The 12,131-nt window shown below is 63.2% G+C and carries 12 protein-coding genes; 8 read left to right on the forward strand and 4 right to left on the reverse strand.

Going from position 1 to position 12,131, the window contains the following annotated elements:
• Window positions 1-99 precede the first annotated feature (99 nt).
• Window positions 100-789: a VOC family protein gene (locus VSR72_RS43495; RefSeq protein ID WP_342958337.1), complete on the reverse strand. Its 690-nt coding sequence runs from the start codon at window positions 787-789 to the stop codon at window positions 100-102.
• Window positions 790-983: 194 nt separating this feature from the next.
• Between VSR72_RS43495 and VSR72_RS43500 the strand changes: the two genes are divergently transcribed.
• From VSR72_RS43500 to VSR72_RS43515, 4 genes are all read left to right on the forward strand, one after another.
• The gene (locus VSR72_RS43500; protein WP_342958338.1) at window positions 984-2,492 is read left to right on the forward strand and encodes a PLP-dependent aminotransferase family protein; all 1,509 of its coding nucleotides are present in this window, start codon (window positions 984-986) and stop codon (window positions 2,490-2,492) included.
• A gap of 137 nt (window positions 2,493-2,629) precedes the next feature.
• Entirely contained in the window at window positions 2,630-4,543 is a 1,914-nt protein-coding gene (gene htpG / locus VSR72_RS43505; RefSeq protein WP_342958339.1) for a molecular chaperone HtpG, read from the forward strand.
• Between the two features lie 368 nt (window positions 4,544-4,911).
• Window positions 4,912-6,141, forward strand: a complete 1,230-nt coding sequence (locus tag VSR72_RS43510; RefSeq protein ID WP_342958340.1) for a VCBS repeat-containing protein — start codon at window positions 4,912-4,914, stop codon at window positions 6,139-6,141.
• Between the two features lie 330 nt (window positions 6,142-6,471).
• Window positions 6,472-6,954, forward strand: a complete 483-nt coding sequence (locus VSR72_RS43515; protein WP_342958341.1) for a hypothetical protein — start codon at window positions 6,472-6,474, stop codon at window positions 6,952-6,954.
• 192 nt (window positions 6,955-7,146) lie between these two features.
• Here VSR72_RS43515 and VSR72_RS43520 read toward each other — a convergent pair whose 3' ends face one another.
• Window positions 7,147-7,395 carry a phosphotyrosine protein phosphatase gene (locus VSR72_RS43520; RefSeq protein ID WP_342958342.1) on the reverse strand — a complete coding sequence of 83 codons (249 nt, stop codon included), beginning with the start codon at window positions 7,393-7,395 and terminating at the stop codon, window positions 7,147-7,149.
• Window positions 7,396-7,488: 93 nt separating this feature from the next.
• On the opposite strand from VSR72_RS43520, the gene VSR72_RS43525 reads away from it, so the two are divergent.
• Window positions 7,489-8,145 (forward strand): chorismate lyase, encoded by a 657-nt coding sequence (locus VSR72_RS43525; RefSeq protein ID WP_342958343.1) that lies wholly within the window; start codon window positions 7,489-7,491, stop codon window positions 8,143-8,145.
• Window positions 8,146-8,164: 19 nt separating this feature from the next.
• On the forward strand, window positions 8,165-8,659 hold the full coding sequence (locus VSR72_RS43530) for a DNA-deoxyinosine glycosylase (RefSeq protein ID WP_342958344.1): 495 nt from the start codon (window positions 8,165-8,167) through the stop codon (window positions 8,657-8,659).
• Window positions 8,660-8,799: 140 nt separating this feature from the next.
• Here the strand turns inward: VSR72_RS43530 and VSR72_RS43535 are convergent, their stop codons facing one another.
• Window positions 8,800-9,387, reverse strand: coding sequence for a hypothetical protein (locus tag VSR72_RS43535; RefSeq protein WP_342958345.1), 588 nt, complete (start codon window positions 9,385-9,387; stop codon window positions 8,800-8,802).
• A gap of 32 nt (window positions 9,388-9,419) precedes the next feature.
• Window positions 9,420-10,136, reverse strand: a complete 717-nt coding sequence (locus VSR72_RS43540; RefSeq protein WP_342958346.1) for a hypothetical protein — start codon at window positions 10,134-10,136, stop codon at window positions 9,420-9,422.
• A gap of 194 nt (window positions 10,137-10,330) precedes the next feature.
• Here VSR72_RS43540 and VSR72_RS43545 point away from each other — a divergent pair, with 194 nt between their 5' ends.
• Together VSR72_RS43545 and VSR72_RS43550 are read left to right on the forward strand one after the other, a co-directional pair.
• Window positions 10,331-10,864 carry a TonB family protein gene (locus VSR72_RS43545; RefSeq protein WP_342958347.1) on the forward strand — a complete coding sequence of 178 codons (534 nt, stop codon included), beginning with the start codon at window positions 10,331-10,333 and terminating at the stop codon, window positions 10,862-10,864.
• Window positions 10,865-10,994: 130 nt separating this feature from the next.
• Window positions 10,995-11,951: a spermidine synthase gene (locus VSR72_RS43550; protein ID WP_342958348.1), complete on the forward strand. Its 957-nt coding sequence runs from the start codon at window positions 10,995-10,997 to the stop codon at window positions 11,949-11,951.
• Window positions 11,952-12,131: the final 180 nt, after the last annotated feature.

Genomic DNA, 12,131 nt, shown 5'->3' on the forward strand with positions numbered 1-12,131 from the left:
GTCATCGGCAGCGTCAGGCTGAAGATCATGACGCCGATGAGACCGAGCAGCATGCCTTGGGTTTCGCGTGCTTTCATGCGGGACTTTGCGCTCGACGGATCAGCGTGCCGGCGCGCCGAGCGTGCGCGGACCGGACGGGGTTTCGAACTGCGCGACGAGCGCGGGCGAGAGGGCTTCTTCCACGGCGATCAGGTGCGCCGCGCCAAGCCACTGAAGCTGCTCGCGCGCCGCTTGCGCCTGTGGGTGAAAGCCGGTGAGAGACGTGAGCGCGATGCCGGTATCGGCCAGCACCTGCGACGGGTGATGCGCGGTGTCCCACTGGATCAGCGAGGGCAGAATGCCGTCGCCCGCGCCTTGCCAGGCCGGGAAGGCGCCGTCCTGCGGCACCGTGAGCTGCCAGGAGAAGTCGCCGCGCGTCATCGGCACGAGTTCGGGAATGCGCTGCGGATACTGCTCGCGCCAGCGCGCGAGGTTTTTCGGCGGATCGACGCGGGCGACCCAGTGCGACAGGTACGGACCTTGTTCGATGCGCGCCTGCACGGCGGGATCGTCGAGCGCGAAGAGGCGTGCGCGGGCGTTCGCGACACTTTTCGCCGCCGGGTCGACGGCGATGACCTCCAGATACGCGCCGCCCCACAGCCCGAGCAGACGGTTGTGGGTACGCATGAGCGGGTGAGCGCCGCCGCCCGCGGGCGCGACGCCGAGCGCGTCGCTCACGTACTGCACGCCTTCTTCCAGCGTGCGCGCGGCAACGACAAGGTGATCGAGGCGAAGCGGCGAGGCGTTCATGTGGGAGCGAGAGGAGCCAGAAGTTTCCAGGGGCCGGAAGGAGGCGGGCAGGAGCGTGCGCCTGAACAGTGTGCAGACGCCTCTACCGAATCCTTACCGGTACGCATGCGATCAAATGTACCGGTATGGCTGCGGACAGTAACGGTACAATCGGCCCGATAGTGCTCTGTACAGTTCGAGTTCAGGGAGTTCGCATGTCCTCCGTACCGCTAGACCAGATTCCCGCCCCGCATGACGCGGCCACGCTCACGCTCGTCGACCAGCTCGTGCAGTGGGGCCGCCGCCGCATCGAGGAGCGCGTGTTTCGCCCCGGCATGCGCATGCCGTCCATCCGCAAGCTTGCGCTCGACAAGGGCGTGTCGCGCTTCACCGTGGTCGAGGCGTACGAGCGTCTGGTCGCGCAGGGCTACCTCGACTCGCGGCGCGGCTCCGGTTTCTACGTGCGCGAGCGGCTGGCGCTCGTGGCGGGCGGCGAACGCGCGCCTGGGACGGCAGGCGCTCCCGCGCGCGCGGAAGGCGCAATGACAGCCGCCGCGCCGGCGCCGTCCACCATCGACGTGGTCTGGCTGCTGCGCAACATGCTCCACACGTCTACGCGGCCCGAAAAAGGGCCGGGTCTGGGCTACCTGCCCGCGCGCTGGCTCGACGGCGAACTGCTGACCGGCGCGATGCGCTCGCTCGGCCGCCAGAGCGGCACGCAACTGCTCGGCTTCGGCTCGCCGCAAGGCTTCCTGCCGCTGCGCCAGCAACTCCAGACGCGCATGGCGGAACTCGAGATCGGCGCGACGCCCGACCAGATCGTGCTGGTTTCGGGCATCACCCAGGCGATCGACCTGCTTGCGCGCATTTACGTGCAGCCCGGCGACACGGTGATCGTGGGCGACCCTGCGTGGTTCCAGATGTTCGGGCGCTTCGCGTCGCAGGGCGCGCGGCTCGTCGGCATGCCGTACACGCCCGATGGGCCGGACCTCGACGCGCTCGAAGCGCTGGTCGAGACCTGGCGGCCCAAGATGCTCGTCATCAATTCGGTGCTGCAAAATCCCACCGGCACTTCGCTCACGGCTGCGCAGGCATTCCGCATTCTGCGGCTTGCCGAACAGTACGACTTCATCGTCGTCGAGGACGATATCTACGGCGATCTGTGTCCGGCGGGCTATCCGGCCACGCGTCTCGCGAGCCTCGACCAGTTGCGCCGCGTGATCTACCTCGGCAGCTTTTCGAAGACGCTCGCGCCGAACTTGCGCGTGGGCTATATCGCGAGCGCGCTCGACGTGACCCAGGCCGTGGCGGACCAGAAAATGCTGGTCGGCATGACGAGCCCGGAACTCAACGAGCGTGTGCTTTACCGCGTGCTCACCGAGGGCCATTACCGGCGTCACGTGGAGCGCCTGCGCGGGCGGCTCGATGGCGTGCGCGACAAGGCCGCGCGCATGCTGGAGCGCACCGGCTGCCGGCTCTTCGCGGCACCGGGCGCCGGCATGTTCCTGTGGACTGACACGGGCGTCGACGCGGACGCGCTCACCGCGGCAGGCCACGAAGCGGGCTTTCTGCTCACGCCTGGGAGCCTCTTCTCGCCGCACCAGTCGCCCACCACGTGGATGCGCTTCAACATCGCCAACTGCGGCGACCCGGCGCTGCCCGCGTTCCTCGCCGACTATCTCGACGGCGTGGCCCGGCGCGGCGGCGGGGGCGCGCAGGCTTGAATTCGCGGGCGGCGGCTCTTGAAAACGGCATCGTCTGTCCCCAAGTGGGCGGACGGCGCGCCGCGGTGCGATTTTGCCTCGAACTCGCGGCCACAAATTTGTCAGACTAGAACTGCAACGAAAGAGGACTCCCGACCATGGCACAAGAAACCATGAGCTTCCAGGCAGAAGTGAAACAGCTTCTGCATCTGATGATCCATTCGCTGTACAGCAACAAGGAAATCTTCCTGCGCGAGCTGATCTCGAACGCATCGGACGCGGCGGACAAGCTGCGCTTCGAGGCGATCGCAAACAGCGCGCTGTATGAAAACGATCCGAACCTGCGCATCCGCGTGAGTTTCGACAAGGAAGCGCGCACCATCACGATCGACGACAACGGCATCGGCATGAGCCATGACGAAGCCGTGTCGAACCTCGGTACGATCGCGCGCTCGGGCACCAAGGAATTCTTCGGCAAGCTCTCCGGCGACCAGCAGAAGGACGCGGCGCTGATCGGCCAGTTCGGCGTGGGCTTCTACTCCGGCTTTATCGTCGCCGACAAGATCACGGTGGAAAGCCGCCGCGCGGGCCTGCCGGCTGCCGAAGGCGTGCGCTGGACGAGCGCGGGCGAGGGCGAGTTCGCCGTCGAGACGATCGAGCGTGCGCCGCGTGGCACGACGATCACGCTGCATCTGCGCGAAGGTGAAGAAGAGCTGCTTTCCGCATGGAAGATCAAGTCGATCATCCAGAAATACTCGGATCACGTCGGCCTGCCCATCGAGATGAAGAAGGAAGAATGGGACGCCGAAAAGAGCGAGATGGTCACGAAGGACGAGTACGAGACCATCAACCAGGCGAGCGCGCTGTGGACGCGTTCGAAGAGCGACATTACCGACGAGCAGTATCAGCAGTTCTATCAGCACCTCGCGCACGATCATCAGAATCCGCTCGCGTGGACGCATAACCGCGTAGAAGGCCGCAGCGAATATACGCAACTGCTTTACGTGCCGTCGCATGCGCCGTTCGATATGTGGAACCGCGACCACAAGAGCGGCCTGAAGCTGTACGTGAAGCGTGTGTTCATCATGGACGACGCCGAGCAACTGCTGCCGAACTACTTGCGCTTTGTGAAGGGCGTGGTCGATTCGAGCGATCTGCCGCTGAACGTCTCGCGCGAAATCCTCCAGGAAAGCCGCGACGTGAAGGCGATTCGCGACGGCGTAACCAAGCGCGTGCTCTCGATGCTCGAAGAGATGGCGAACGCTGTTACGGACGCCGAAGCAAGCGAAGCGGACAAGGCGAAGTACACGACGTTCTGGACCGAGTTCGGCCAGGTGCTCAAGGAAGGCATTGGCGAGGATCACGCCAACCGCGAGCGCGTGGCGAAGCTCGCGCGCTTTGCATCCACGCACAACGACACGAACGAGCAGACCGTTTCGCTTGCCGACTACGTTGCGCGCATGAAGCCCGAGCAGACGAAGATCTATTACGTTACTGCCGACACGTGGCAGGCCGCGAAGAATAGTCCGCACCTCGAAGTGTTCCGCAAGAAGGGCGTGGAAGTGCTGCTCCTCACGGACCGCGTCGATGAGTGGATGCTGTCGTTCCTGAACGAGTTCGACGGCAAGCCGCTCGCGAGCGTGGCGCGCGGCGACCTCGACCTCGGCGCGCTCAACGACGAAGAAAAGCAGCAGCAGGAAAAGGTGAGCGAGGAACTGAAGCCGCTCGTCGAGCACATGAAGGAAGCGCTCAAGGACAAGGCCAAGGACGTGCGCCTCACGTTCCGCCTGACCGATTCGCCCTCGTGCCTCGTGGCCGACGAAGGCGACATGAGCGGCTATCTGCAGCGCATGCTGAAGGCGGCGGGGCAGCAGGCGCCGGAAATGCATCCGATTCTCGAAGTGAACCCGGAGCATCCGCTCGTGAAGGCGCTGCGCACCGATAGCGCGGACTTTGGCGACTGGTGCAATCTGCTGTTCGATCAGGCGCTGCTGGCGGAAGGCGGTTCGCTGGAAGATCCGGCGAGCTTTGTGAAGCGTACGAATGCGTTGCTGATTGCGCGGGCTGGCTAAAGCGCTGCGGCTTTGCAGGACCGAAACCCCTTGCGGCTTCCCGCCGCAAGGGGTTTTTCTTTGGCGCTTCGCGAATTTCAGTTGAGGATGGGCAATTCTGGCCGCTGTCGGCCAGTTTCTGCCGCTCGTACGCACGTGCGTGCGGACATTCGAACGGCCGCTCGCCTTCAGTACGCAGCCAGATTGAAGACTCGAAGCTGTCAGCCCCGCTCCAGGTATCCGGCGACCGCTCCACTCACACTGACCACGTTACTTAACCTGCCGGCGGACCGGGACTTTTCGCCACCGTCCCGTCGGTTGAACTAGGTCTGCGCAAATTCCGTTCCTATAATTGAAAGCGTGCGGCAAGCGATGCGAAGGGGACGGACATGCGACCGAAACTGCGTGCATGCATCGGACTCGCCTCGCTCCTGTTGCTCCAGTCGTGTGGCGGCGGCGGAGGCGGAGGTGGATCTGCGGGACCCAGCCCCTTCAATCTGCCATCCTCCATTGTTGCCGGCGACTTCAATCAGGACGGGTTGGCGGACCTTGCCGTTGCAACGACCTTCGTCAGTTCCGCGCCGCCCCACTCCGGCTTTGTTGCGGTGGTCCTCCAGCGCCCCTCGGCGCCGGGCACATTCGCGCCTGGCGTGCACTACGCCACGGGAACGGATCCCTCGATCGTCGTCGCCGCGGATCTCGATGGCGACGGCCGACTCGATCTGGTGGTCTCCAATTACAGCGCGGGCAGTATTTCTGTTTTCATTCAAGACCACGCCAATCCCGGAACCTTCCTGCCGGGCGTTATCGTGCCGGTGGGCGGAAATCCCAACGGCATTGCGGTCGGCGACCTGAATGGCGACGGCCGGCCCGACATCGTTGTGGCCACGGCCACTACCAGCCTGGCAGTCCTCATTCAAAGTAAAGTGGGCGCACCGGTGTCATTCCTCCCGCCTGTCCCGGTGGCGGTTGGAAAATTGACGTCCGCTGTTGCTATGGGTGACGTCAATGGGGATGGCCTGCAGGACCTCGTCGTGACGACGGAGGACAACAACGGCAACGGCGATGTCGCGGTGCTCCTGCAGGATCCAGCCCACCCAGGCAACTTTCTGCCTCCAACGGAATACGCGGCAGGCGCGCAGCCCATCGCACTCAAGCTGGCAGACGTGAACGGCGATAACCGGCTCGATGTCATCGTCGCGAACGAGGGTACACCGTCTAATCCCGATACTGCGAGTGTGTCCGTGCTGCTTCAGGATCCGACGCATCCTGGCAGCTTCCTCGCAGCCGCCAACTATGCAACAGGTGCCCGTTCACAGGATGTTGCGATCGGGGACCTCGACGGCGATGGCAAACCCGACCTCGTGGTCGCCAACGCAGGACACGCCGGCACCACGGGTAGTGTGTCGGTTCTCCTGCAGGATCCCACCCGGCCGGGAGCGTTTCTGCCTGCCGGAAACTACGCAGGCGTGCAGCAGCCGCTGTCCGTAGCGATCGCCGATCTGAATGGCGACGGGAAACCAGATATCGCCGTGGCCGACGGTGACATTGCAACCGTTCTTTTTCAGCAACCGGGCGCGCCCGGAAAATTCCAACTGCCTCAGAAAGTGGGCAGCTGATGCAGGAAGATCCAATTCATTGGACCCATTCGGCCGGCAACATCGGTTTGTCCGCACGTTCTGCTGGCCGCAAATGACCGATGTCGTCGTTCCCGGCTCGTTACCTCGCGTTTAGGGCGGAACCGACCTTTTGTCATAAGTAGTCCTTTTGATTTTCGCTAATCGACATCGTACGTCGCCTCGTGAAACCGGCTGGAGCGGATGGGTCGACACGGAGCCGACGAGTGCTGACGCGCGATTCACGCCCCTTTCGTGGCTCCTGGCCGTGGACTCTCGCCGCAACAGTGATTCGCCGCAGGGCACAGGTTCTATCGCAAAGGAGAACAGTCAATGAAACACACAATTGTCGTCGGACTCGTATTGCTCCTTGAGGCGTGCGGAACGGCGAGAACCCTGGTACTGGAGCCGCCTAAGCCTCATGCCCGATTTTCAGGGGTCGCCCTCGTGGAAAGTGAACCTACGGTGTCGGTCCCGCCTGAAGTGATCGAGAAATTCCGATCAGTAGTCGAAAAAGGTCTTTATGAGAACGGCGCCTTTACGCGTGGTAATGACTTGCGAATCGTCTACATAATTGTCTCTGACAATCCCGGGAGCCAGTTCCAACGTTGGTTGTGGGGCGGTATTGGCAACGCTGGGGAAGGTTCACTCGTCGTCATGGTTCGCTATCTCGATGCGAGCGATACCGAACTGGCCAAGACCGAGGTCGAAGGAAGGATTGGCAGTGGCTTCTTCGGCGGATCATTCGACGATGCGGTTACGAAGGCAGGCGAGGACATCGTCAAATTTACGATCCAAACCTTCGGTGAGCGTTGATGCCTACTTCAGCAGGCTGTTGAAACACTTCCCGGAAATGGTCCTCGCTCAACCGCACAAATGACCGCTTCCCCCTGGAGATTGTCAATGAGGTCACGCCAGTCTCAGTGGCCGTATCGGGTCCGGCAGTTGTCTCTTTCCCAGGCATTCCGCGAAGCTGCCTCGCTCCTGCGTTCGCGGATTGCCTGGTGCTTACGGCCTGAGAAATTGCGAGGCTCGTTGCTCTAGCAAAGCGATTAGTTCGGGCTGCATGAACGTGTACTTGTCGGGAATGTCGAGGCAGACGATCCTCTTGCCATTGAGCTTCGAACCGAACTGCTTCGCAAGCTTGACCTTGTGCGATCGCTCTATCACAACGATGATGTCGGCCCAGGCGATGTGCTCGCTGGCGACGCGTTCCTCGGCATCGGGCGCAGTGCCGGCTGAGGCGGCGTACGACAAGGTGCGAATTTATCGCGCGATAGACACAGCCCCGCATACCTTGTCCGCCCCGCTCACAGCGAACTGAAATCCTTGCGGCCTATAATGCGCGCCATGCCTCTTCGATTCGATGCTGCTAACGCGCACTGGCGCGTCACGCCCTTGCCCGCCTTGAGCGCCGACCAGAAGGACTGGCTCACGCGCGGCGGTTCGCTCACGGCGCATTTGCGCACGCTCGGCCGCGTCGTCGTGCGGGTGACGCGCGAAGCCGTCGATATGCCCTGGTCCGACGAATGCGCGGCGCTCGGCCTCATGCCGCGCGAGCGAGCGTGGGTGCGCGAGATCGTGCTCGAAGTCGATGGCGTGCCGTTCGTCGCCGCGCACAGCGTGACGCCGCTCGCCGCGAGTCAAGGCGTGTGGCAGGCCATGCGCCGTTTGCGCACGCGGCCGCTCGCGGAACTGCTCTATAGCGACAGCGGCGTGGCGCGCTCCGCGCTCGTGAGCCGACGCGTGAGCGCACGGCATCCGCTCTACGCACTCGCGGCGCGCGAGATCATGGTCGAGCCTAAGCATGCGCCGCATGCGTTCATCGCGCGCCGTTCGGTATTCGAGCGTGCAGGTGCGCCGCTGCTCGTGACCGAATGCATGCTGCCCGCGCTGTGGTCGCGCCTTGCAAGCGGTCCGCTCACCCACGAAACCGGCGTGCATCTCGGACGCGAACGCGGCCGGCTCGATCACACCGCGTCGCGCGCGCATCACGCGTCGCGTTGAGCGTTCTGCATCCGTCGCCATGACTTTCAAGCGCTGCTTCGATCCCGTCGTCGATGCACGCACGCGCGTGCTCATCCTCGGCAGCTTGCCTGGCGAGGCGTCGCTTGCGCATCAGCAGTACTACGCGCACAAGCAGAACAAGTTCTGGCATCTGGTGGGCGAGGTGATCGAACGTGATCTCGTCGATATGGACTATGCGGCCCGTCTCGAGACGTTGCTCGAAAATTGCTTTGGCCTATGGGATGTCGTCGCCCAGGCGCGTCGCATCGGAAGCCTCGATAGCCGCATACGGGACCATGCCAGTAACGACCTCATCGCTCTCATCGATACGTTGCCGAATCTGGCCACCATTGCCTTCAATGGCGCAACGGCAGCCAGGATAGGGGTAAAGGCGCTTGGTAAGCGCGGAGATCAATTTCGACTTCTCTCTTTGCCATCAAGCAGTCCGGCCCATGCTTCCGTTCCCTATGCAGAAAAGCTGGCCGTTTGGCGAATGCTGCGGCAGTCGGATTGAAAGGCGTCGAGGGAGCATAGGCAGTGGATGCAGGCGGCCTGCTTTGACGACAAGCGGGGCGCTCGTACTGGCGTCCTCAAACCCCGCAGACGCGGGGCTTTCGGTTGATCGGCAGTATCTCGACTGCGCCGTGCGTGAGCCTACTTTTGCAGCTCGGGCGCCTTGGCCAGCGCCGACTGCAGCTTCGACACGGCATCGGCCGTTGCAAGCTGCCCGGACAGGCCGAGGTTGTGCTTGAATTCACTAAACTCCGCGTGGCCGGTACCCGTCACGTCCGCAGTGGTCACAGTCTGGCCGCTCGGGTCCGTCACGGTGCAGGCGAGCGTGACCGAGAAGTCCGTGGGCGGCCATGTGAGGAGGCTGGGGGACGAGGATGTCGTCTGGATCGTCGGCGTAATCACGTAGTCGAGATGCTTGGCCTGGATCGTTGCTGCGTCCGGTGCGCTCTTGAGTTTGGTCACGTTCTTGAACACGTGGCCGAGGCCGACGTACATCGGCAGTTCCAGGTCGTGGTACGGGTGATAGCTCACCTTGTCGCCGCCGCCGCCGGGCGTGATCACTTCCTTCGACAATTCGTCGTCCGTAATGACGAGACCCACGGACTTGTCGAGCGGTTGCGTCGAGAGCGTCGGAATCTTGCTTGCGTCGCCGGTCAGCGAAATTTCGTGCGCACAGCCTGAAAGTGCGGCGACTACGCTTGCCGCCGCGATCAATCGAATCATTGTCATGATGTTCGTTCCCCGTTGTATGGCCGGTTGAGTTATTGGATTGCCTGAATGAATGCAGGGTCGGCGTAGAGTTCGCCGAGCAACTTCTGCACTGCGAGCGGATATTCTTCGCGCGCCTTCGGTACCGCGATCATCGCCGCGAACGCCGAATCCCATTGCGTGTGCGCGGATTTCACCTGGTCATAACGCACGCTGCCCGATCGCATCACGATGAAGCGTGCCGACAGTCGCGCAGCGCCGGTTGCAACGCCGACGTCGATGTCGTTTTCCAGTAGCGTTGCCTTGATCTCGACATCGCTCTCCGGAGAAAGCTTGCCGGCCATCTGCAATTCCTTCGTCATTGCATCGGCAAGATAGGCGCCGAATGAATTGCCGACCGGCGACTTCAAGCTATTTGCACGCAAGGGAACCGGATACGGATTTTTCACGTCCGCGTGGGAATCGAATGCGCCGACTTTCGCATGCGCTGCGGTCACGTTCTTGAGCGACTGGATATTGTCGACGTCGGGGGAATACGGCGGAGCGACCACAGCACATCCGGTCAGAAATAGGAGCGGCGTGATCACGCCGATGGTTCGCACGGTGTTGAGCATCTTTGTTTTACCTTGTGATTGCGGAACTCTGCTGCCACGGAGACTCGCGGTCTTGTGCGCCGGATCAGTTTTGGTCTCCTGGAGGAATATCGGCGCTGGACTGCGAATCTTGAGTCTGCGAAATGCGCACGTTTGACGTGTATATGCGTAGTGCATGACGATGCTGCTACACGCCAGCAGTCCTGCGTGGTAGTTCGTGCGATGGAGCGCATTGGGCGCGTTCGTGGGCGACCCCGACGCGCCTATGAGCGCTGGCGCACATAGGCGTAAGCGCGCTGCAAATTAGCCGCGTTAGCATGGTCCAGCGCACGCCGAGGTGCGCGCCCGTACGGCTGGGACACGAGACCATAATGAACAAGAAACGCCTGCCCCTGATCCTTTTCCCCCTCACGCTCATGCTGGGCGCCTGCGCTTCGGACGACGTATCGCAGGTCGGGCCACACGTGCGCGCCTCGCCACAGACGGTCATGAACCGCTGCCTGGCGGCCGTCGCGACGCCGGGTTTCGCGCCGCCCACGGAAGCGACCTTGAGTTCGTGGCAATGGAAGCGCTATGTGAGCTGCAAGCTGGGCGGCAACATGCTCGTCCATCAAAAGAAAGTGCCTGCGGACTCCGAGGCTATCGTGTCGATTCGCGCCGCGTCCGATGGCTCCATCGTCTCCGTGAAGCTGCTGCGTTCGACCGGCAACGACGACTACGACGAGGCCGTCGAGCGCGCAATCGATGCCGCCGCTCCGTTGCCACCCGTACCGGCCGGGCTGCACATCGCGCGTATCGACATGCATTTCCATCCTGTGCGCGTCAATCCGCTGGCGTTGCAGCCGGGGCAGCCCGGAATCGATGGCGCCCACGGTGCCGAGGGGAGTTCAAGCGATAGTCATTGACTCGCGCCGCGCACGAGCCAGGCGCTCGAAGTGCCTGCCAAATGAGGCCCGATGTGCCGCGAATGCTATGCTCTCGGTCGCCCGAGCCGATGCACCTGCATCTGCGACCCCACAGCAAGCGATTTTCTCCATGACGACTCTCATCAAGCGCGCCTCCGCCGAGGCCCGCGCATTCAAGCAATCCGGCAACGCGACGTCGAACGAAACCGCGAACGAAACCGCAACCGAAACCGCGAGCAAGACCGCGAAGGTCACGAAGCGCCCGCGCCGCGCCGCTGCCGCAGCCGCCGACGACCTCGACAACGCCCCGGTCATCGAAGCGCCGCGCAAGCCGCGTTTCGCGCCGGTCACTTTCTCGGAAGAGAGCGGCGTGCGCTATCTGCACTTCGGCACCGAGTGGGTGCAAGGCGCGATGCGTCTTTCGAAGCCGCTGCACATCGAACTCGAATACGCGCAGCAGATGATGGCCTGGCTGCTGTTCCTCGCCACGCCCGAGCGCATCGTGCAACTGGGTCTGGGCGCCGCCGCGCTCACCAAGTTCGCGCACCGCTATCTGCGTCCCGCCAAGGTCGAGGCGATCGAGCTGAACCCGGCGGTCGTGGTGGCCGCGCGCACGATGTTCGAGATGCCGTACGACGACGCACGCCTCACCGTGCGTGAACTCGACGCGTGGGATTTCGTGCAGGACCGCGCCAATCACGGCACCATCGGCGCGCTGCAGATCGACGTGTACGACGCGACCGCGCGTGGCCCCGTGCTCGACAGCGTGGCGTTCTACCGCGCCGTGCGCGCTTGCCTGACCAAAGCGGGCGTCGCGACGATCAATCTGTTCGGCGACCACCCGAGCTTCGTGCGCAACATGAAGCGCCTGAACGAAGCCTTCGAAGGCCGCGTGATCGCGCTGCCCGAAGTGCACGAGGGCAATCGCGTGGCGCTGGCGTTCTCGGGCCCGGCGCTCGAAGTGACCTATGAAGCGCTCGAAAAGCGCGCGCGCCTGCTCGAAAGCAAGCTCGGCCTGCCGGCGCACCAGTGGGTGAAGGCGCTGCGCGAATCGAGCGGCCAGAACGGCGCGACGTTCTCGATCTGATCCGTACAAACGGCGGCAACGCCGTTGCGGCACAGAAAACCGGCCTCGTGGCCGGTTTTTTTTGTGCGCCGAGCATGCGCAACAGCTTGGGGGTGAGAGTCCCCTGCCCAGCCAGATGGGGCGAAGGGCTAGTGAAACGCAAGGGCGTCGTCGCGAGGCGGGGTCTGAAGGAAGCGTGTA

The organism is Paraburkholderia sp. JHI869, assembly GCF_038900775.1.
In the GTDB taxonomy this organism is placed as follows: domain Bacteria; phylum Pseudomonadota; class Gammaproteobacteria; order Burkholderiales; family Burkholderiaceae; genus Paraburkholderia.

Bases quoted from the DNA above. Each gene is read 5' to 3' on its own strand.
- VSR72_RS43545 (WP_342958347.1), top strand. From the start codon at position 10,331: ATGAACAAGAAACGCCTGCCCCTGATCCTTTTCCCCCTCACGCTCATG.
- htpG (WP_342958339.1), top strand. From the start codon at position 2,630: ATGGCACAAGAAACCATGAGCTTCCAGGCAGAAGTGAAACAGCTTCTG.
- VSR72_RS43525 (WP_342958343.1), top strand. From the start codon at position 7,489: ATGCCTCTTCGATTCGATGCTGCTAACGCGCACTGGCGCGTCACGCCC.
- VSR72_RS43515 (WP_342958341.1), top strand. From the start codon at position 6,472: ATGAAACACACAATTGTCGTCGGACTCGTATTGCTCCTTGAGGCGTGC.
- VSR72_RS43510 (WP_342958340.1), top strand. From the start codon at position 4,912: ATGCGACCGAAACTGCGTGCATGCATCGGACTCGCCTCGCTCCTGTTG.
- VSR72_RS43500 (WP_342958338.1), top strand. From the start codon at position 984: ATGTCCTCCGTACCGCTAGACCAGATTCCCGCCCCGCATGACGCGGCC.
- VSR72_RS43530 (WP_342958344.1), top strand. From the start codon at position 8,165: ATGACTTTCAAGCGCTGCTTCGATCCCGTCGTCGATGCACGCACGCGC.
- VSR72_RS43535 (WP_342958345.1), bottom strand. From the start codon at position 9,387: ATGACAATGATTCGATTGATCGCGGCGGCAAGCGTAGTCGCCGCACTT.
- VSR72_RS43495 (WP_342958337.1), bottom strand. From the start codon at position 789: ATGAACGCCTCGCCGCTTCGCCTCGATCACCTTGTCGTTGCCGCGCGC.
- VSR72_RS43550 (WP_342958348.1), top strand. From the start codon at position 10,995: ATGACGACTCTCATCAAGCGCGCCTCCGCCGAGGCCCGCGCATTCAAG.
- VSR72_RS43540 (WP_342958346.1), bottom strand. From the start codon at position 10,136: ATGCACTACGCATATACACGTCAAACGTGCGCATTTCGCAGACTCAAG.